Origin of the sequence: Mycoplasmopsis gallinarum DSM 19816 (assembly GCF_000621085.1) — a bacterium.
GTDB lineage: Bacteria > Bacillota_I > Bacilli_A > Mycoplasmatales > Metamycoplasmataceae > Mycoplasmopsis > Mycoplasmopsis gallinarum.
The window spans coordinates 46036-67523 of the sequence record NZ_KK211211.1 but is presented as its reverse complement, the minus strand read 5'-3'; the positions used below and the strand labels follow the sequence as shown (position 1 = coordinate 67523).

Annotated in this window: 20 protein-coding genes, 1 tRNA gene and 1 pseudogene; 15 read left to right on the top strand and 7 right to left on the bottom strand. The window is 25.5% G+C overall.

What is annotated here, in order from left to right; all coding sequences use genetic code 4:
- Nucleotides 1-419 (bottom strand): annotated as a pseudogene (locus Q346_RS03955) (M13 family peptidase); the annotation flags it as partial.
- Between the two features lie 43 nt (nucleotides 420-462).
- Nucleotides 463-1140, bottom strand: coding sequence for a 16S rRNA (uracil(1498)-N(3))-methyltransferase (locus Q346_RS0103250; protein ID WP_027333042.1), 678 nt, complete (start codon nucleotides 1138-1140; stop codon nucleotides 463-465).
- 84 nt (nucleotides 1141-1224) lie between these two features.
- On the opposite strand from Q346_RS0103250, the gene Q346_RS0103245 reads away from it, so the two are divergent.
- Nucleotides 1225-1309, top strand: a tRNA-Leu gene (locus Q346_RS0103245).
- Nucleotides 1310-1342: 33 nt separating this feature from the next.
- On the opposite strand, the gene Q346_RS03950 is transcribed toward Q346_RS0103245, so the two are convergent.
- Nucleotides 1343-3172, bottom strand: a complete 1830-nt coding sequence (locus Q346_RS03950; RefSeq protein WP_036438094.1) for an ABC transporter ATP-binding protein — start codon at nucleotides 3170-3172, stop codon at nucleotides 1343-1345.
- On the bottom strand, nucleotides 3165-4940 hold the full coding sequence (locus tag Q346_RS0103235; RefSeq protein WP_027333041.1) for an ABC transporter ATP-binding protein: 1776 nt from the start codon (nucleotides 4938-4940) through the stop codon (nucleotides 3165-3167). The genes Q346_RS03950 and Q346_RS0103235 overlap by 8 nt, the downstream gene beginning before the upstream one ends.
- Before the next feature lie 80 nt (nucleotides 4941-5020).
- On the opposite strand from Q346_RS0103235, the gene Q346_RS0103230 reads away from it, so the two are divergent.
- From Q346_RS0103230 to Q346_RS0103215, 4 genes are read left to right on the top strand one after another with little or no spacing between them, the layout of a single operon-like run.
- Nucleotides 5021-5326, top strand: a complete 306-nt coding sequence (locus Q346_RS0103230) for a hypothetical protein (RefSeq protein ID WP_027333040.1) — start codon at nucleotides 5021-5023, stop codon at nucleotides 5324-5326.
- The gene (locus tag Q346_RS0103225) at nucleotides 5326-5910 is read left to right on the top strand and encodes a diadenylate cyclase (RefSeq protein ID WP_027333039.1); all 585 of its coding nucleotides are present in this window, start codon (nucleotides 5326-5328) and stop codon (nucleotides 5908-5910) included. Before Q346_RS0103230 ends, Q346_RS0103225 begins: the two co-directional genes overlap by 1 nt.
- Nucleotide 5911: 1 nt before the next feature.
- Nucleotides 5912-7369, top strand: coding sequence for a magnesium transporter (gene mgtE / locus Q346_RS0103220; protein ID WP_027333038.1), 1458 nt, complete (start codon nucleotides 5912-5914; stop codon nucleotides 7367-7369).
- Nucleotides 7370-7421: 52 nt separating this feature from the next.
- Complete coding sequence (locus Q346_RS0103215) at nucleotides 7422-8870, top strand: hypothetical protein (protein ID WP_027333037.1); 1449 nt, start codon at nucleotides 7422-7424, stop codon at nucleotides 8868-8870.
- 27 nt (nucleotides 8871-8897) lie between these two features.
- Here Q346_RS0103215 and topA read toward each other — a convergent pair whose 3' ends face one another.
- A complete protein-coding gene (gene topA, locus Q346_RS0103210) occupies nucleotides 8898-10769 on the bottom strand; it encodes a type I DNA topoisomerase (protein ID WP_027333036.1) in 1872 nt (623 codons plus the stop codon).
- Between the two features lie 185 nt (nucleotides 10770-10954).
- On the opposite strand from topA, the gene rpsF reads away from it, so the two are divergent.
- From rpsF to Q346_RS0103190, 4 genes are all read left to right on the top strand, one after another.
- Nucleotides 10955-11350, top strand: a complete 396-nt coding sequence (rpsF, locus tag Q346_RS03945; RefSeq protein ID WP_051521812.1) for a 30S ribosomal protein S6 — start codon at nucleotides 10955-10957, stop codon at nucleotides 11348-11350.
- Between the two features lie 41 nt (nucleotides 11351-11391).
- On the top strand, nucleotides 11392-11925 hold the full coding sequence (locus tag Q346_RS0103200; protein ID WP_027333035.1) for a single-stranded DNA-binding protein: 534 nt from the start codon (nucleotides 11392-11394) through the stop codon (nucleotides 11923-11925).
- 11 nt (nucleotides 11926-11936) lie between these two features.
- Nucleotides 11937-12212, top strand: coding sequence for a 30S ribosomal protein S18 (gene rpsR / locus Q346_RS0103195; RefSeq protein WP_027333034.1), 276 nt, complete (start codon nucleotides 11937-11939; stop codon nucleotides 12210-12212).
- A 115-nt stretch (nucleotides 12213-12327) separates the two neighbouring features.
- Entirely contained in the window at nucleotides 12328-12783 is a 456-nt protein-coding gene (locus Q346_RS0103190) for a Sua5/YciO/YrdC/YwlC family protein (RefSeq protein ID WP_027333033.1), read from the top strand.
- An 84-nt stretch (nucleotides 12784-12867) separates the two neighbouring features.
- On the opposite strand, the gene Q346_RS0103185 is transcribed toward Q346_RS0103190, so the two are convergent.
- Nucleotides 12868-14478 (bottom strand): ABC-F family ATP-binding cassette domain-containing protein, encoded by a 1611-nt coding sequence (locus Q346_RS0103185; protein ID WP_027333032.1) that lies wholly within the window; start codon nucleotides 14476-14478, stop codon nucleotides 12868-12870.
- Nucleotide 14479: 1 nt separating this feature from the next.
- The gene (locus tag Q346_RS0103180; RefSeq protein ID WP_027333031.1) at nucleotides 14480-15721 is read right to left on the bottom strand and encodes a trigger factor-related chaperone; all 1242 of its coding nucleotides are present in this window, start codon (nucleotides 15719-15721) and stop codon (nucleotides 14480-14482) included.
- Nucleotides 15722-15826: 105 nt separating this feature from the next.
- On the opposite strand from Q346_RS0103180, the gene Q346_RS0103175 reads away from it, so the two are divergent.
- From Q346_RS0103175 to rplT, 6 genes are all read left to right on the top strand, one after another.
- On the top strand, nucleotides 15827-18424 hold the full coding sequence (locus Q346_RS0103175) for a coiled-coil domain-containing protein (RefSeq protein ID WP_027333030.1): 2598 nt from the start codon (nucleotides 15827-15829) through the stop codon (nucleotides 18422-18424).
- 37 nt (nucleotides 18425-18461) lie between these two features.
- Nucleotides 18462-19400 carry a nucleotidyltransferase gene (locus tag Q346_RS0103170; protein WP_198763699.1) on the top strand — a complete coding sequence of 313 codons (939 nt, stop codon included), beginning with the start codon at nucleotides 18462-18464 and terminating at the stop codon, nucleotides 19398-19400.
- Nucleotides 19384-19986, top strand: a complete 603-nt coding sequence (locus Q346_RS0103165) for a hypothetical protein (RefSeq protein ID WP_027333028.1) — start codon at nucleotides 19384-19386, stop codon at nucleotides 19984-19986. Before Q346_RS0103170 ends, Q346_RS0103165 begins: the two co-directional genes overlap by 17 nt.
- A gap of 159 nt (nucleotides 19987-20145) precedes the next feature.
- Nucleotides 20146-20721, top strand: coding sequence for a translation initiation factor IF-3 (gene infC / locus Q346_RS0103160; RefSeq protein WP_051521811.1), 576 nt, complete (start codon nucleotides 20146-20148; stop codon nucleotides 20719-20721).
- Between the two features lie 140 nt (nucleotides 20722-20861).
- Nucleotides 20862-21050 carry a 50S ribosomal protein L35 gene (rpmI, locus tag Q346_RS0103155; RefSeq protein ID WP_027333026.1) on the top strand — a complete coding sequence of 63 codons (189 nt, stop codon included), beginning with the start codon at nucleotides 20862-20864 and terminating at the stop codon, nucleotides 21048-21050.
- A gap of 50 nt (nucleotides 21051-21100) precedes the next feature.
- A complete protein-coding gene (gene rplT, locus Q346_RS0103150; protein WP_027333025.1) occupies nucleotides 21101-21451 on the top strand; it encodes a 50S ribosomal protein L20 in 351 nt (116 codons plus the stop codon).
- Nucleotides 21452-21488: the final 37 nt, after the last annotated feature.

Genomic DNA, 21488 nt, shown 5'->3' with positions numbered 1-21488 from the left:
AAATATAAAATTTGATTTTCAGAATTTTTAAAATCTGAATAAATTGAAAAATCGAAAAATGAAGGAATTTCTCTTAATTCGAAATTATGTAATTTAGTAATATAGTCATTTAAATCTTTTAAATTAGTAACTTTTTTAACAATTTCCTTTAATGGTTTAATACCCAACTTGTTTCTTGTTTCATAATCCAAAGCCATTTCATAAAATTTAGCTAAATTATTTAATTGTTCATTTTCATTTGGCTTTACAGATAAATTTTTAATTAAATTAGCTGCCAACATTTTTTCTTTACGTCTAATTGTTTTATAAATTTCATAAAAAGCACCAGTGGCTGTTTTATCAGCAGGAATTTTAGCTTTTTCTTGTCATTCAGCATTTACTGCATAATATAAGTCATCTTTAATATTTGCCGGTTTCATTTTCTTCTCCTTTTTAGTATTTAATTATTATATAAATATCTTATTAATTTTCGTCAATATTTGCTAAAGCTGCTAAACAAGCAGTTTCAGCTCTTAAAATAGTTTTTCCTAAATTAATAATTTTCACTTGATATTTTTGCGCTTCAGCAACTTCCTCTTTGCTAAATCCACCCTCCGGACCAATATAAATTATTGAATTAGTTTTTAATTGACTTTTAGTTAAGTCTTCAGTATTTTCATAAGCTAAATATTGGTTATATTTTTGATGTTGCTTAAATAACTCAAATAATTCCTGTGGTTCTAATAATTCAGGAATAATGTTTCGAAAAGACTGTTCAGCTGCATTTTTAATAATTTCTTCGAATCTATTTCATTTGGTTTTTAATTCATATTTAAGCAACTTTTTATCTGTGTAATGACTAATTAAAGGAATAATTTTAGTTACTCCCAATTCAGTTGCTTTTTGTAAAATTCATTCAAATCTTTTGATTTTGATAATCGGAGCAGCTAAAATAACTTCATTTTGATATTCATGATTAATATTTAACTTTTGCACAATATAAGCCCGATTATTTTCTAAGTAACATTCATAAAATATGCTTTGATAGTTGCAAAGAAAATGGTCTTTTTCTAACCTTGCAACTTTAATATGTTTTAATTGCTCATTTTCTAATTCAAAATATGAATTATCAATTAATTTATTAACAAAGAAACGATGCATCATTCTCCTTTTAGTTCTTTAATTGCTACAAATTTTATAAAAATAATTAAAAATATTTTTATATGTTAAAATAATTTAAGAATTGCCCGAATGGTGAAATTGGCAGACACGCTAGACTAAGGATCTAGTGAGGCGACTCGTGCAGGTTCGAGTCCTGTTTCGGGCACCATATAAAAATAAGCAGCTTAAAACTGCTTATTTTTTAATTATTATTAAAACCTATTGCATAGAGATTGGCATATTTACCATTTAATTTTAATAATTCTTGATGATTACCTTGTTCAATAATTTGTCCATTATCAATTAATAAAATTTGATCGCATTCAACAATTGTGCTTAAACGATGCGCAATCACAATAGTAGTTTTTTGTTTAAATAAATAATCAATAGCTTTTTGAATATGCATTTCACTAATTGTGTCAATATCACTAGTAGCTTCATCAAAAATGGTAATTTCACGACTTGAAACAATACTTCTTAAAATTGTAAATAACTGTTTTTGGCCTTGACTTAAATTTTTACCATTAGATTCTAAAATTGTATCCAAACCATTAGGCAAATTATTGATTAGATTTTCTGTACTAGTATATTTAAGAATTTTAGATAGTTCAGATTTTTGCAAATCGGGATTAGCAATTAACAAGTTATTTATAACAGAATCATTAAAGATGTAAGTATCTTGCAAAATCATATCAATATGACTTCTTCAACTTTTATCTTTAATTTTGTAAATTGATTGACCATCAATCAAAATATCTCCACTAGTTGGTAAATAAAATTTTGATAAAAGTTTAGCAATTGTGCTTTTTCCACATCCAGTTTTACCCACCAAAGCCAAAGATTGGCCAGGTTTAATTTTAAAAGAAACATTTTTTAAAATTAATTTATCAGGATTAGAAGGATAGGCAAATGAAACATTTTTAAATTCGATTTCACCTTTTATAAAACTTAAATTTTTTAACATTTTTTGATTTTCTATTTCTGGCAATTCTAATATTTCATTTACTCTGGCAATTGAACCTAAACCTTGTTGAATAGTATTAGCAATTTCTAAAATTTTAGATAAATTTTCACTCACATTTGTAATATAAATTGAAAATGAAATTAAAGTACCAAAAGTAAGTGCTGTAATTCCATAACTAGGAATTTTATTAATAATAAAAAGAGCACCGATTGAAATAATGACAAGTAAATTAAAAAAACGACAAAAATGAAACCAAGGGAAAGTAAATGCCATATTTGAAGAAGATTTCAAATCATTAGGCACTAAATTGTTATTATATGTTTGAAATTTTTTCAAAATTTTATCTTGTTGTTGATGAACATAAACAAGCGGTTGAATTTCTAAATATTCTTCTAAAAAACCATTAAAGTGACCTAATTGTTTTTGTTGATTGAAAAAATATTTTTGATTATTTTTTATTAATAAAATAATTACTAAAGTGCTTGAAGGAATTAAAATCAAAGCAATTAAACCCAAAATTGGGGCATAAAGAAACATTAATGTAAAAGTTAATAAAAATTGAAAGAAAATTAAACTTAATTGTCCCAACATTGACACCATTGCATCCGTAATATTATTAATATCATTAGTCAAAGCAGACATTAAATCTCCAGTTTGGTGATTGACAAAATAATTAAGTGGTAGTTTTTGAATCTTTTTGTATAAATCAACTCTCAATTTATAACCGGTATTAATGATTGCTCGATTTAAAATCAAACGCTGAATGGTAGTTAAAAATTTTTGTAAAAAAATACAAAGAATGAAGAAGCCTAAAAAACCGAAAAATAATCAATAATTAAAATTATTTTTATTAAAACTTATAGGATTAAAAAAAGTATCTGTTATTTTTCCAATTAAAATGATTGCAATATTAGCAAAAATAGGAACAAAAGCACTTAAAATAATTATTAAAATTCATTTAGTTTTGTTTAATTCTATTTTTTTTAAAAAATTAAAAAAATCTTTAAAAGTCAGCTTTTTATAATTGTTATTTTTTGCAAATAATGTTTGAAAACCATGTCTAGCCATTATTTTCTCCTATTTGACTATTAAAAATTTCTTGGTAAATTAAATTTGATTTAAGTAAATTTTCATGTGTATTAAAATCACTAATTTTTCCATCGTCTAAAACCATGATTCTGTCGCAATTTTTAATTGAATTAATTCTTTGTGCGATGATTAAAATTGTACTATCTTGAAAATTCTTAAAAATATTTTCCCTAACCTTTAAATCAGTTTTATTATCTAAAGCCGAAGTTGAATCATCAATTAATAAAATTTTTGGTTTTTTAATAATTGCTTGTGCAATTGAAAGTCTTTGTTTTTGGCCCCCTGAAAGATTACTTGCTTTAGCAGACAATTGGAAATCAAAAGTTTCAGTTTTTTCATAAACAAAATCAGCATCAGCATAGAAAAGTGCTTCTTCATAGTCGTTTTGTGAATTGCTAAATGTTAAATTTTCTTTAATTGTGCCACTAAATAAAAGTGGTTTTTGAAAAATAGGAACAACATTTTTATACAAATTATCACTGTTAATTTCTTCAATTGGAATGTTGCCAATTTCAATTATTCCATTATTATTTTCAATTAAATATTCTCTTGCTATTAATCTAAATAGTGTTGTTTTTCCAGAACCTGTTTTGCCTATAATTCCGATTTTTTCATTTGGTTTAATATGAAAAGAAATATTTTCAAGGCTATTTTTTTGTGCTAAAGGATATTTAAATGAAACATTTTTAAAAGTAATACTATTAGATTTGATAAATATTGGTTCAGTTATTAAAGGTATTTCTGATTTAGTATTTAATAAATCTCAATATCTTCTACTTGATGTGCTTGATCTAAATAAATTATTAAGAGTAAACATCATAAAAAATATTGAATTAGCTGTCATTGTTAAATAAGTCGAAAATTGATAAATATCTCCAACTAATTTAGAAATATTTTGGTCATTTAGAATTTGAACTAAAAAAGCAATTACAACAAATAAAAAAGCATTCCCCATTAAAGAAATAAAATCCATAATTGGCCAAGCAAAAGATGAAATTTTATTGTTAGTTAAAGCAATCAATTTAGCTTCATTATTTTTTTGTTCAAAAATATCTTGTCTGACATTTTCTAAATTGTATGATTTAATCAAATTAATACCTTGTATATCTTCTTTAATTGTGTCATTTAATTTATCAATCATACGATTTTCTTTAGCATAGAGAGGGAAAAGTTTTTTAACTATTAAAAAAGTTCCAATACTTAAAAAAGGAATAATGATAAAAATACTAATTGATAAATATAAGTTAGTATTTAAAGCAAAAACTAATCCTCAAATAAATAAGAGTGGAGATAAAAATAATGAACGAACAATTGTATTAAGTCCATCTCTGATTTTACGCATATCATTGCTAAAACGACTTAAAATCGTTCCTGATGTTAATTTATCGTAATTTGCTCTTGAAAAAGTCAATAAATGTTTAAACAAAATTTCTCTTAATTCTTTTGAACCATAAATAGCCACTCTTAATGCAAAAAATGAAGAAAAATAAGCGACTAACATTAATAATAAAGCAGTTGAAATTGTAATTAAAATTAAGTAAAGTATGCTTTGATTTGTACTTTGCGTATGCAAAGTTCAAAATAAAATTTGAATATCAAATAATTCTTTGTTTGCAACTGAATAAATAATTTGTTTAGTAATTGAAGGAATTAGCATCGCTAAAAAAGGTTGAACAATTGATAAACAAATTGTAATAAACGCAAATCCTTTAACTTTTTTAGAGAGTAATTTAAATAATTTAAACATTGTTCTTCCTTTGTTTTCTTACTTTATATTTGACAATAAATTATATAATTAAATAAATTTTTAAAAATTAAAGGAGAGTTATGTCATCTATTAACGAAAGAGATCCTGAACAATGCACAATTAAAATTCAAAAAAGACGTGAATTATTAATTCAGCTACACCATGAAAATGAATTAGAATTACAAAATCCGGCTTTAGTTGCAGTTGAAGAAGTGCAAGAAAATTTAGTTTGCCAAGAACCTAAATGTTTGGTAAAACAAAATTTGATTAATCCTAAAGAAGCTAAATATGCAAAAATTAGTCGTATTTTAGGAGTAATTTTTGCAATTGAAATAGTAGTCTTATTAACTATTTTAGCAGCTCTAATTGGTAAAATTGGATCATAATGGAAACACAAATAGGAATCATTTTACTTAGTATAACTTTAAGTTTACTTGTAATTATTTTGATTACAATTACTTTACCTAAAATTATAGAATTTTCAAAAATCAAATTCAATAAAACGAAATATAAAAAACTAGGTCGTTCAAGTCAAATTCGTTTAATTAATCAATTAAGAGAAACTGTTGAAACTTTATCTAAAAATAAAGTTGGGGCATTAATTACAATAGAAAATAATGACAATATAGATAATTTAAGAACAGACGGTATTATTTTGAATGCCAATATTAGTTCCGCTTTATTAATTACGATTTTTAATAAAGAAAGCCTTTTACATGATGGAGCAGTCATTATTAGAAATAATAAAATTTATTATGCAGCCACTTTTTATAAAATAACTAAAAAATCAATTGATAATAAATATGGAGCTCGTCATAGAGCGGCTATGGGAATTAGTGAGTTATGTGACGCAACTACAATCATTGTTTCTGAAGAAACCGGAGATGTTAAATTTGTTAAAAATGGTGTTTTCTTCGATGTCTCTTTAGATCAGTTCCAAGAACAATTAATTAAATACTTAAAGGATTAATATGTCTGATTATACTGAAGTACAATTATTGGAAAAAATTATTGAAATTACACAACAAAAGAATTTAAATGAAATTAGATCTTTAATTGATGAAGTTCCTAATGCACAAATTGCAGAAGTTTTAGATGAATTGAACATCGAACAGCAACTAACTTTTTTAAGATTATTAAAAACAGATGATGCAGCTGATTTATTTTCATATTTAGATGAAGAAACGCAAAAAAATTTAGCTCAAAGCTTCACAGAAGAATGAGGAATGAAACTTTTACAAGAGTTACAAAGTGATGAATTAGCCGATGTTTTAGATGAATTACCTGCTAATGTAACAAGCAAAATTTTGGCATACACCTCTGCTGATAAAAGAGAAGAGTTAAATAAATTACTTCGTTATAATGATGATGAAGTAGGCTCAATTATGTCAATTGATATTTCAAGTATTTATAATACTTATACTTGTGAGCAAGCATTAAATAAGATTAGAAAAGACTATAATAAAAATGGTGCTGAGTTAGTGCATTATTATTATGTAGTGGATTCAAGCAACAAATTAATTGGTTCTTTAACACTTGAAGAAATTATTTTTGCCAAACCAACTGAAATTATTGATGAGATTTACTCGCCTGTTGCTTCGGTTAGTTCATATGACAAAAAAGAATATGCTGCTCAAATTTTTAGTGAGCAAGATATGTCTGTTTTACCAGTTGTTAATCGTGAAAAGCAATTAATAGGAATGATTACAAGTGACGATGTAATTGATGTAATTAATGATGAAGCAACTGATGATTTTTATAAAATTGCTGGAATTAATGCAGAAAAAAATGAGGAGCAAGATTACTGAAAAATTTCAGCATATACACTTTTTAAAAATAGAGTGTTTTGAAACATTGTAATTTTATTATTAGCATCTGTTTTGCAATTGATTGTTCACTTAACTTTTGATTTATTTAAAATTGATGCACTAAATGCAAATCGTTTATTAGCAAGTGTCATTGCCTTTGTTCCTGTATTAATTTTGATTATTTCCAATGTGATTAGACAAACTTATATTACAGTTTCACGTGCTTTATCATTACAGGAAATCGAATTAAAAGATTATAAAGAAACAATAATTAAAGAAATTATTACTGCTTTATATTTAGGTTTAGCACTTTTTGCATTTAATTTTTTAAGAATGACAGTTTATCATGCAATTTACAATAATTCAGTTAAAATCAGTTTCAACAATTGATATTGATATTTAATTTTATGAACTTCATTCATTTTATTCTTATTTACTTTTTGTGGTTCAATTGCAACTGTATGAATATTATTTACTTGAATTAAAATTAAAAAAGATCCAACAAATCTATCAATGTTAAGTATTGTAAACGTAGTTTTAATTATTGGTTTAGCATTTTATTTATTAATTTCATACTTTATTTTCAAAATTCCAATTAATCAAAGTATTAAATTTAATTAAGAGACTATAAGTTTTTCTTATAGTTTTTTTATAATAATTTTTAGGAGTAAAAATGAGCAATAGTGATAATAATTATGATATTAATGGGTATTTTCTAATCCCAATAAAAAAGATAAATATTTCAGATAAAAATAGAGTTGATATAAAGGAGTGAATATCTACTTATTTTCAATCGCATAATCAAAAAGATGAACAAAATGAGTTTAAAGATTATTTTCTTAAAAAACAATTTCTTTACAAAATGTTTAATTTGGAAACGGAAACTGCAAAAAATCAAAATTGTTTAATACAATCTATTTATCAATTAGAGAAAATTAAAAATAATTTTAGTGCTGAATCTGACAACAAAAACGACAAAAAATATGATGCATTCATTTTAAATTTAAATCTAAATTTTTTAAAAATTAATGAAACCAATTCAACCAATTCAAAAAATTATTTAGCTATTTTTGTGGAACAAAATAAGTCAGAGAATGAAGAAACAACCAATGAAGATTTAAATAAAGAAATTAAAAAAATAAAAAAAGAATATGGCATTGTCGTAGAACCGACATTTTCTTCTTTTCAAATAGAAAAACAAAATTTAATTTCAAATGATGAATTATTATTTGAATTATGAAATAATAATTCAAATAAGATAATTGCAGAACTATCAAACATAGAAGATACCAAAATTATATTTTCATTTGCTGAAAAAGGCATAAACAAACAAACCTTTCAGAGATTTAATTCAACTTATAAATTAATACATTTATTTTTCTATATTTTTGAATTTTTTAGACAAGAAAAAGCACTTGATTTTTTTAGTGGAATAGATATGCAAACCAATAAAATTAAAAGTTCTATTACCGAATTAGAAACAGATTATAAAAATTGATTTCTAGATGGAAATAATAATGAGAGCATCAATAAAAAAATTTGAAAAATAAAAAATGATATTGATAATCTTGAAAGTTATATTTTAGATTTTAGAAATTGACTTTTTCATTTCAGTGAAAATATTTTTTCTAAACACAATCAAGTCAATAATTTTTTTAAGAAAAAATACGAAATTCATAACATTGAAAAAACAATTAGTAATTGAGAGAATGAATTAAATAAATATAAAGAAATTTTTCTAAATTTTAATAAAAGAATAGAAAAAATTGAGAACAATCTCCTCTCTATTACTAAGAAAATAGACAATTATTATGAAATAAAAAACAAAGGAAAAAATTTATTTTTTAACATCATTATCTATATTGTAAGTGCATTTCTTGGAGTATGTTCGCTTTTTCAAGTTATTCAAGGTTTTTCACTCGAGAAAGAATTAACTTTTAATTTAATTTTAAGTATTTCAATAGCATTATTATTAATCTTAATCATTTATTGAATTTCAGTTTTAATAATATCTAAAAAGAAAAACAAAATAAGATTAGAAAATATAAATAATTATTTAAAAGAAACTTTTGATATAGACATTGTCATGATTAAAAATAAACCAAAAGAAAAGAAAAAATAAATAAAAGCAGAAGATAATTTTCTGCTTTTATTTATTTGAATTTGGGCCAAATTTCCTAAAATTAAATTTTTTCTTTTCGCCATAATCCCTAGTATAACGACAATTTGGGAAATTAGAACAGCCAATAAATTGACCAAATTTACCACTTCTTATTAATAATTGTCCACCATCTTCAGGGCAATTTTCATCTAATAATTTAGGTTCAATTTTAGTAATTTCTAAAGTGTTTTCAGCATTATCATAAACTTGTGTGAATCTCTCATAAAAATCTTCCATTACAGGCTGTAATGCAAGTTTATTTTCAGCGATTAAGTCTAATTCTTCCTCTACTTTAGCAGTATAACCTTCATCAATAATAGTTGGAAACGCTTCTAATAATTTTTCAAGAACTAATTTACCAATTTCTGTAGGATGCAACGATTTATTAATATTTTCCGCATACTGACGGTCTAATAAAATTTTTACAGTTGATGCAAAAGTGGAAGGACGACCAACTTTAATTTCATCTAATTTTTCAATCAAAGCACCTTCAGAATAACGAGCGGGTGGTTCAGTTTGATGTTCTGTAAAAATATAATCATTAACTAAAACTTTTTCACCTACTTTAAATTCAGGATCGAATTTTTCTTCTTCAGGAGCCACAACTTTGTAATATCCATCAAAAACAATTTTAGAAGCAGAATATTTAAAGACTAAATCATTTTTATTTAAAGTGTAAGCATTACTTTTTCTAATTGGCGGATTCATTAAGGCCTGTAAAGTGTGGTTATATATTAATTTGTAAACATTGAAATCATAGTCATTAAGATTAAATTTACTTTTTGCCAATTCAGGAGTTAATGACATATCTGTGGGCCTGATTGCTTCATGAGCATCTTGATCACCAGAAAAACCTTTGATATTTTCTAAAATGTATTCTTTTCCATAGGTGTTTTCAATGTATTTTCTTGCATTATCAATAAAAGTTTGGCTTAAACGAGTACTATCGGTTCTTGGATAACTTATTAAACCTCCATTGCCATAACCTTCATATAATTTTTGAGCTGCCATTTGAGTAGCCAATGAAGTGTATGGCGACTTACGATATAACATGGCTTGTTTTAAAGGTGTAATGCTTGCCATTTTTCTTTGAGAACTTTTAATACCAGTTACTATTAATTCTTTTTGTGGTTGAATTTCTAGTTCTTTTTTTATGCTTTCAATTTGCTCTGAACTAATTCATGTTTTTTCATTAGCATTATTAGATTCAATATTTAAATAAAGTTCAATTGATTTATTGTCTTTATTAACTAAAGCATGTAATTTACTATATTGAACTGGAATGAAAGCTTCAATTTCTTTTTCTCTATCTACGATTAATTTTAAGGCAATTGATTGGACTCTACCTGCACTTAATGTGGTGGCTGAATTTTTAATTTTTTTCCTCATTAAATTAGAAAGATCAAAACCAATTAAACGATCAAGCATTCTTCTAGCTTTTTGTGCACTAACTAAATGATTATCAATTTTGCCTTTATTATCAATTGCTCTTAAAATAGCATCTTTTGTAATTTCGTTATATTTAATACGATAATATTTATCTTCAATTTTTAATTCAGTGATTAAATTTTCTCCAATTGCTTCCCCTTCCCGATCGGGGTCAGTTGCAATTAAAACTTCTGATGCGTTTTTAACGGCTTTTTTTAATTGACTAACTACATTTTTTTTGCTTGGATCAAGAATATAAATCGGTTCTCAAGTATCTAAATGAATACCAAATTTAATATCTTTAGTAGAGTTAGATCTTGTAGAAAGTTTAAAAATGTGGCCGACTGAAGCCATTACTTCGTATTCATCACCTAAATATTTTTGAATAGCATTTATTTTATTTGGAGATTCGACTATTACTAGTTTATTCATAAATATAAAGATACCACAAAAAGATAAAAGCTTTAAAACTTAATTTTTAATTATTAATAAAAAGTTGATAAATTTATTAGTCAAAAAAGAACATATAAATATAATAATGAAGGTATTTAATTATATAAATACTTAATTAAATGCTTCTTGGCTTAATTAAGCCCATAGACCAAAAGGAGAAATAAATGAACAAATATGAAATTATGCTTCTTGTTGACATTAAAGCAGATCCAGAAATTGGTTTTTCATTAGTAAAAAGTGTTTTTGGTGAAGCTAATGTAACTAAAGCAGAAAAATTAGAATTGACTAATTTAGCTTACAGAATTCAAAAATCAGAAAAAGCTCACTATTTATTATTCGAAGTAAATTCAGAAAGCAAAAATATTGCTGAATTTACACGTCGTAGCAACATCTTAAAAGAAGTTTTAAGACAATTAGTAATTAACTTAGACACAGAAAAAGGTTATGGAAAAGTAAGAAAAGTTCGTGCTAAAAAATCTTTTGACAAAACTAACTTACGTCCAAGAACTAATTCACAAAATACAAAACCAGCTGAAAACAAAGAATCAAAAGCTGAATAATTTAACAATGATTAATTTATAGAATAAGGAAACAAAGTATTATGAACAAAGTTATTTTAATCGGCCGTGTTGCAAATGATGTAAGAATTTTTACTACTCCAAGTGGTATTAAATACGCAAGAACTTCAATTGCTGTTTCAAGAAGAACAGATGCAACCAATCCAATCACTGATTTTATTCCAATTATTGCTTGAAGATTTAATGCAGATACTTTAAATAATTATGCACCCAAAGGTTCATTAATTTGTATTGAAGGATCAATTAATGTTTCAAGATATGAAGGTAAAAACGGTTTAACTACTAGTTATGATGTAGTAGTAGACAATATTACTTTATTAGAATCAAGAAGAATGAGAGAGGAAAGAGAAAAAGAAAATTTACAAGCTAGTGGAGCAAATAATTTTTACTCTGAACCTAAAACATCTCAATATGAAGCAGTCAAAAGTCCTACTAAAAATATCAAACCAAATTTTGAATTTCCAAAATTTGAAGATGATGAAGAAGAAGTTGAATTTGATGGCAGAAATAACGGTTTCTTTATTCCTATGAATGACGATGACGATGACATCAATTAAGGAGAATTATAATGGCTAAAATACAAAAAAAACCTGGTTTTATTAGACGTCGTAGATGTGAATTATGTGAAAACAAAGTTAATTATGTTGACTACAAAGATGTAGAATTTTTAAATAAATTTGTAACTGGAACAGGTCAAATTAAAGCACATTCAGCTACTGGAACTTGTGCAAAAGATCAAAGAAAAGTTGCAACAGCTATTAAAAGAGCACGTTTTATGGCTTTAATGCCTTATTCAAAAGATCGTGTTCGTGTAGTTAAAAGTCAAGTTCAAAATAATAATTAATATGAAAAAAAGACAAAATGAGCGATCATTTTGTTTTTTAATTCATTTTAATTGATGTTTAATACATTTATCATATAAAATAGTTTATAAATTTGAGATTGAAAGACAGTGAATTATGAATGATATATTTATTTGTTCAACAGATACAGTAACAGGCATTGGCGGACCTATTAACCAAAACACTTTAGATAAAATTTATGAATTAAAACAAAGACCTAAAAACAAAAAAATTATGATTGTGGTTGGTTCAATTGAACAAGCCAGAAATTTTAAAGAATGAAATACTGAAGCAGATCAATTTGCACAAAAATATTGACCTGGCGCTTATTCAATAGTAATTAATAATCAAGGATTCAGAATGCCTAATAATAAAATGCTTTGTGATTTTTTATTAAAAAATGGTCCAATGTATTTAACTAGTGCAAATATCTCAGGCCAAAATCCAATCAAACTTTCTGAAGCTTCAAAAGTTTTTCCAGAAGTAAAAAATATTTATGATTTTGGAGAAAGTAAACAAAGTAATGAGGCAAGTAAAATATATAATTTAGATATAAATGAATGAATTAGATAGTGAGTTAAATCTTATTAATCATTTTTTAGAAATTAAAAACCAAGAAAATCTTGGTTTTTAATTTTATGTTTATATTTTGAATTATTAATAATCCATAATTTTTTCATATTCATCAAGTGTGCCATGATAAATAAAACTTTTATCAGGAGCAATTTCTAAAATTACATTTGCTACTTGATTTACCAAAGCTCTATTATATGTTGTAAAAATTGCACCACCTTTATATTTTTTGAGCCCATCGATAACACTATCGATACTTTCAGCATCTAAATGATCTAAAGGTTGGTCTAAAATTAGGAAATTGGCTTCAAGAAGCATCATTCTTGAAAACATCAATCTAGCTTTTTCTCCTCCAGAAGTTACAGCAACTTTTTTAAAGACTGTGTCATTAGAGAAAAGCATTCTACCTAAAAATCCACGCATTCTTGAATCACTAACATCTTTAGTCTCTTCAGTTGAATTTTCTAATGGTCATTGTGAAATTCAATCTAAAATAGTCATATCTTCTTGAAAATATTCTTTATTATCATTTGGAAAATAAGTAAATTTAATTGTTTGACCTCACTTAATTTCTCCACTGGTAGGTTGTATTTTACCAATTAAACATTCTAAAAATCTAGTTTTGGCGATATCATCTTCACCAATCACTACCATTTTTTCACCCTTTGATAATGTAAAAGAAACATTCTCAAACAAAGTTTTTCCATTTTCTTTATAAGTTAAATTTTCAACACTTAAAATATCTTTTCCAGGCTCACGATTAATATCTCAATTAATGTATGGATATTTTCTATTAGAAGGTTTAATTTCATCTAAAGTAATTTTTTCTAGAGATTTTTTTCTACTTGTAGCTTGTTTAGATTTAGAAGCATTAGCAGAGAAACGTGCAATAAACTGTTTCAATTTCTCGATTTGAACTTCTTTTTTAGCATTTGATTGCTTCATTAATTCACGTGCTAATTCACTACTTTCTTTTCAGAAAGAATAATTACCGGTGTAAATTTTTGCCTCATTATAATCAATATCAACAATATGGGTACAAATATTATCTAAAAAGTCGCTATCATGACTTACAACAATAACAACATTTGGATAATCTGCTAAAAAGCTCTCTAATCATTTAATTGCTCTTAAATCCAAATGGTTAGTTGGCTCATCCATAATTAAAATGTCTGGATTGCCAAATAAAGCTTTTGCTAACAACACTTTAATTTTTTGATTAGCTGTTAAAGTTGACATTTGTGCATCTCATTTTTCTTTAGGAATTTGCAAACCAGATAATAATTCTTGAGCATCATTTTCTGCAGTTCAACCGCCTAGTTCGCCATATTTTTCTTCTAACTCTCCTGCTCTAACATAGTCCTCTTCAGTTGCATCAGGATTGGCATAAATAGCATCTTTTTCTTCTTTAATTTTATATAAATCTGTATTACCCATTACAACAACATCAGTAACGATCATATCATCATAAGCATTATGATCCTGGCTAAGCACACTTAAACGACGATTTTTTTCAATGATAATTTGGCCACTTGTAGGTTCAATTTCGCCGGCTAAAATTTTTAAAAAAGTACTTTTACCTGCGCCATTTGCCCCAATAATTCCGTAGGTGTTACCTTCAGTAAACTTTAAGTTCACATTTTCAAATAGTTTTTTATCACTAAAAATTTTGCTTAATGATTGTACTTCTAACATTTTATTTTTCCTCCCCTTTTATTTTCGTTTCTAAATTTAAATAAATTTCATCCTTTAAATAGTTATAAAAAAGTTCATTGTATTTTCTACATAAAAATAAAGCAATTTTTTGACTTTTCAATAGATTTAAAAATCTGTTTGAATCTAAATTTTGACTAAGATTTTGTGTTCTTTCTAAATATTCCCAATTTTCTCTTAATTCTTCATTGCTAATAGTCATATTGTTTTCTTTAAAAACAAAATACTCAACTAAATTTTCAAAAATTTGTAGTTTAGTATTTTCGTCAATTTTGTCGACAATATTTTTAATTGCTAAATCTGAACTTTCTCTTAACTCAGTAATATTTTTTCCTGCAATTGGTGTATTTCTCATTTGCTCTAATTGACTAATTCTTGATAATTCTAAATTTAAATTTTCAATTGAATATTGCACAGAATTATTTAAAAATAGCTTGTTTATAGTTTCTTTGTAAAAATAAAGAAGTTGATTTAAGTCATATTCTAATCTAAAATCTTTGAAAATACTATCTCTTAAATCTTCAATGTTATCTAAATTCTGAAGATTCATATTTTTTAATTTTTCATCAGTTAATTCTTCTTTTTCTTTTCTTTGAATATCACGGACAAAAATTTTTCAATGTCTATTTTCTGGGTCATTGATTGAAAAAGTTTCGCCTGTCTTTTTACCAATTAAAAAATTTGCAATACTAAAGTTATTAGTCTTAACAATATTAACTGCAAAATTGCTTCTTCTATCAACCACTTTTTCTTCTTTAGTAACTTCAAAATCAATAAAGGCTAAATCATTTAACTCTGCTTCAGTCGAAATTGACTTTAAAATAGGATAATTTTTAATAAATTCTTTGAAATTTTTATCTAAAATTTCAGTTGATAAAGGCTCATAATCAAAGTTAATTGTTATATTGTCAAAATTTAATTTTTGAATCTCTTCATATGGGTAAAATGAAATAGAAATTTTAGCTACAAATTCATTATTATTAATTTTTTCTACCAAAACTAATGGTTGGATGGGATTCAAAGCCCTAGGATAATCGTTATCGATTTCAGTCTTCAAATTTTGCAAAATTTTATCTACATAAGTTTTAGTTGCAAGTTCTAAAATTTGATTTTGATTAATTTTTCTTTTTTCAAGTAAAGCTTTACTTAAAACTTCATTTTGAACTTTTTTTCATTCACTATTTGATAAATTAATTTCAATGGTTTTTGTAATATTATTAATCATTTATAACTCCAGTAAAAAATAAAATTCTTATTTTTTATTATAATAAAATAGTATATAAATAAAGAAATTATATTTATAAAAAGAATAAAAATTGTGGAGAAAAAAATGAAAAGTAAAAAAGCATTACTTACTACACTTGGTGTTTTAACTGGGGTAGCAGGAATAGGTGCAGTTGCTGCATTATCAATCTTATTGGCTAAAAATAATAACGCTAAATCAAAAGAACAAGCAAATGAAACAAATGCTTTAAAATTGAAAAAATTAATCATTGAAGCAAATGATGAATTGCAAAGACACATTGTGGTTAATGCAAGCCAAATAGAACAAAAAAATCTAAATAATGAATTTAGTCAAGCTATTAATGTTGCGGAAAATGTTTTAATTAATACCAAAGATGAAGCCAAAATTAAAGAAGCTTTAGATGCTTTAAATACTGCATATACTAATTATGTAAAAGGAATCGCAAAAATTAAAGGCGATGAAATTAAATCAAGAATTTTTGCTGAATTACAAGCAAAAATTGCTAGTGCATTAAACAATTTTGAAAATGAAGAAATTAAAAATGAACCAGAAGCTGAAAAACAATATCAAAGTCTTTTGGAATTTTCAAATAGCAGTGATGCTAATCAAGTACCTAATGAAAACATTCAATCAAAATTGGCAAAAATTGAAAAAATGCAAGCGGCTTTAGACAATTTCAATAATTCAATTAAAGAAATTAATAATCAAAAAAATGCTCTTGTTAATACCTATGATACTAAATACAACTTTTTAGTAAATGATTTAATAGGTTCAATTTTAACTAAAGAAATTTATGCTGATGTTTTAGCAGAAGCTAACGAATTCAAAGATTCATTAACTAAATTAACAAGAACTGAAAATACTATTGCTCAATACCAAGAAGAAATAGCAAAAATTGAAGCTAAAATTACTAAATTAACAGAAGAAGTTCGTGCAATTGATGAGAAAGAAGCACAAAGAATTGAATTGTTAAATTCTCTTAAAAGCATAGTTTCTAATGTTGAAACTTTAATGCATGACTATGAAATACCTGAAGCTACTGACCCTAAAGACCAAGTAGTAGTTGAAATTTTAGCTAAATTAAATGAAGGTGTTGAAGATGCAAAAAGTGTTTATGAATCAAAAAATAATGATGATATTTCTACAAGATTGCGTTTATTAACTGCATTATATGATGAAAAGAAAACTGCTTTAGAAACTAACAAATCAAGCATTGCAACTAAAAAATCAGAATTAACTAACTCAGTAACACAAGCAAATGAATTAATACAAAACAATGAAAATGAAGATGATGCAGAAATGAAAACTAAAATTGATGCATTAAAAGAAAAAATTCAAGAAGCAGAAACTGCAGTTGCTAATCAATATATTTCATTAGAAGCTGCTACTTCAACTATGGAAGCATTAACTGAAAAACTTAATGATTTAAATCAATATGTTGAAAGTTACAACAATAAAAAATCATTAATTGAATCAGTTAAAGCTCAATTAACTCCATTGAAATCAACATCAGAAACTCTTAATTCAGATGCAGAATCACTTAAAAATTTACCAGAGGGTGATGCAAAAAATAAATATGACCAAGAAGTAAGTCCAAAAATCACTCAATTAAATGAAAAATTAGCTTCTCTTGAAGAATTAGCAAATAAAAAACCTTCAGAAATTGAAGATACATATCAAAATGATTCAACCACTTTAGTAACCGAAATTTCTAATTTAGAAACCGAGCTTCAAAATGCAATTGAAGAAGTAAAAAGATTGAAATCTGAATCTGAAACATCTGAATCTGAAACAAATGATAGAGAACAATTACTTAATGCACTTAAAGCAACAGTTGCAAAAACACAATCATTAATTCAAGAATATCAAATTCCAGAAGATACTGAGAATAAAGACCAACTTGTAGTTGATAGCTTAACTAGATTGCAAGAAGGTGTTACTGATGCAGAAAGTGTTTATAATTCAGAAGATAATGATCAAATTTCAACCAGAGAAAGATTATTAAATTCATTATATGAAGAAGAAAAATCTGCTTTGGAACAAAATAAAGCAAATATTCAATCTAAAAAAGATGAATTAAATACCTTAATCACTGAATCTGAAGAATTAGTTAATAGATATAGTAATCCAGACGAAGAAGATGAAGGATTAAATGCAAAAGTGCAAGAATTTAATCATAGAATTCAAGAAGCAAAAGGCGCTAAAGATAATCAATATATTTCATTAAATGATGTTGAAGCTAGTTTGTCTAATTTAGATTCTGCAAAACGTGAATTTGAACAATATGTTGAAAAATATGAATCTAATAAAAGACTTATAGAAGAGGCTAGAGCAAAATATTCACAATTAGAACCAGAAAAACATTCACTTAATGGAAGAATTCTTTCTTTAGGTGAAGATCTTAAAGAAGGCGGCTCAGCTAAAGCTAAATACGAAGAATTACAAGCTAAATATCAAGAATTTGACAATGAAATATCTAATTTACTTAATTTATCAACTCAAAAGCCTTCTCAAATTAATGATTCATATCAAGATGAAGTAAATAGTGCAGAAAATAACATTAATGCTAAAAAATCTGAAATTGAATCTTTAATTAACGAAGTTGAACAATTAAAACAACAAGAAGCAGAACAACCAACTGAAAATTCAGAAGAAACACCAGGTGAACCAACAACTAATTAATTAGATAATTAAATTTAAAAAGCACAAAATGTGCTTTTTATTTTACAATAAGTATATGCCAGTTGGAATAGTAGTTGAATATAATCCCTTTCATAATGGCCATTTAAGACAATTAAATTGAATTAAAAGAAAATGACCAAATGAAAAAATAATTATTGTAATGAGTGATAAATTTACTCAAAGAGGAGAATACAATGTTCTTTCCTTTCGAAAGAGAAAAAGTATTGCCCATAATTTTGGTGTTTCAAAAGTACTTAAATTAAAATTTGAAGAAAGTTGTCAAGCGGCACACATTTTTGCCCGAAACTCCATTTTAAGATTAAATAAGTTTGGTATTGATAAATTAGTTTTTGGTTCTGAAACTGATAATGTTGATGAAATGATTTATTTAGCTAAATTTTTAAAATCTAATCAAAATAAATATAATGAATTAGTTAGAAGTAAAATGAAAAAGGACAAACTAGCATATCCAAAGGCAACTTCTGAAGCTTTAAAAGAATTGACTGGTAAAAATTTTACTTTACCAAACGATATTTTAGGGTTCGAATATATCAAAACAATAGTTGAATTTGATTTGCCAATTACTCCTTTTATAATTCATAGAAATATTGGTTTTCATAGCACAGAAACACATAATAATTTTGCATCTGCTTCTTTAATTAGACAATTAGCTTTTAATAATAAAGATTATCAAAACTACATACCTTATAAAAAAATTAAATTAAAAAATAAAAATGAGTACTTATATAAAAAATTTAAGAAAAAAATCCTGAAATTAAAAACCGATGATTTTAAAAAAATTCCTTTAATTTCAGAAGGAATAGAAAATTTATTAATTAAAAATTTGAATGAATTAACATATGAAAATTTTATAAATAAATGCACTTCCAAACGCTATACAGCAAGTCGAATTAAACGAATAATAGCTTGAATAGTGAATTATAGAAAAGGAAAAAAATATGAAAAAATGAATTAAAAATAATCTAATTGTTTTTGGAACTGTTTTCGCTTCTTTACCCATTGTTTTTAGTTTTTCATGTCGAAATAATTCAAGTGCTAAAACTGATTTTGACAATGATATGAACAAATTAGAAAATGAAAAATCTTATGCCATAGAAATAAATCAAACAAAATTAACTGAAGAAGTAAATCAAATACAAAATTTAGCCGCAAATAATGAATTATTGTTTAACGGACAACATTTAGTTGACGCAGAAAACAAAATTCCAATTTTACCGGCAAAAATAGCAGATTTCACTGCTGATTATTTAGTAGCAAGAAAATTAATTAGTTTTAAATTTACTAATGAAGAATTTAGTCAAAAATATGACTGAAAAATTAGTGATTTTTACGAAGATAGATTTAAACCAATTTTAAAAATTGAAATTTGAAATAAAACTAATAGTTTCTATAAAAAAAGAATTGCTATTGAAATAACAGGAACAATCAATTATGGTCAAAAACATAATCATATGGCTTACAATGAAATTAAAAAGAGAGATTTAACTATAAATGAGGCATATTGATACAATTTAGACCAAAATGGAAATTATAAAAATTAATTTTAAATAAAAATAAGGAATGTGCTAAAATACAAGAGCAATTTTTAATTGCAGAAAGTGGAATTATCCCACCTGATGTTCAAAAGAACTTGGGTCAATCGCTACAATTAAATTTTTAATCGTAGTTAAAAGTTAATTTATCTATTTAAGGAGTCGATTATTTCATTTAACAATAAATCAAAAAAGCCTACAGCAGAGCACTACATTAATGAAAACATTCCCTTCAAAAAACTAATTGTTGTTGACAATGAAGGAAATAAAAAAATAATGGAAACTCATGAGGCGCTTACTGAAGCTAAAGATCAAAAATTAGATTTAGTTTTAATTGCAGTAGAACCAAAACCTGTTGCAAAAATTATGGACTACGGGAAGTTTAAATACGAAAGAAAGAAAAAACAAAAAGAACAAAAAGAAAAACAAACAACTATTCAAAATCGTCAAATAAGATTAACTCCAATGATTGGAGATCATGACTTAATGACAAAAGCAAAAAAAGCTCGTGAATTTTTACTTGATGGTGATAGATTAAAAGTTAGTTTGAAATTCCGTGGGCGTGAAATGACACGTCAAGAATTAGGACATGCAACTTTACAAAAATTTTATAAATTTGTAGAAGACATAGCTGATATTACAAAAGAACCTTCTTTAACCGATCGTTTTCTTGATATGTATTTACAACCTAATAAAGTCAAAATTGTTAAATATAAAAAAGAAAGTGAAGCATCACAAGAGTAATTTATTTTGTGATATTCATACATATTTAATAAAAATATGCATAAAATATTAATTCAACTTTTTAATAACAAACTTCTAATATTTAGTAGAAATTAAACAATAAGATTTAAATAGTTTAGTTAAAAATTAAAGGAGAATTTATGCCTAAAATGAAAACCAAAAGCGCTTTAAAAAAGCGTATTAAAATTACTGGAACCGGTAAAGTTATGCGTGAACAAGCATATCGTTCACACTTGGCACAAAATAAATCAACCAAACAAAAACGTCATGCACGTAAATCTGCATTAATGCATGCTTCTGACATTAAAAGATTCAAACAAATGTTCTAGTTTTTTATTGTCGTACTTTAAATTTATTTAAAACAAAATAAGGAGAAATTATGAGAGTAAAAGGCGGAACAGTTACTAGAGCAAGACGTAAAAAATGAATAAAATTAGCTAAAGGTTATTTTGGCCACAAATCAATCGGTTTTAAAGTTGCTAAACAAGCAGTTGTTAAATCTTGAACTTACGCATTTAGAGATCGTAAACAAGTAAAAAGAAACTTCAGAAAATTATGAATTGCTCGTATTAATGCAGCAGTTCGTGCACAAGATTTATCATATTCAGTATTTATTAATGGTCTTAAAAAAGCAAATATCACAATTAACCGTAAAATGTTATCAGAATTAGCTATTAATGAACCATCAGTATTTAACCAATTAGTTGAAATTGTTAAATCTGGAAGATAATCTTAATAAGAGAGCATTAGCTCTTTTTTTTAACCCT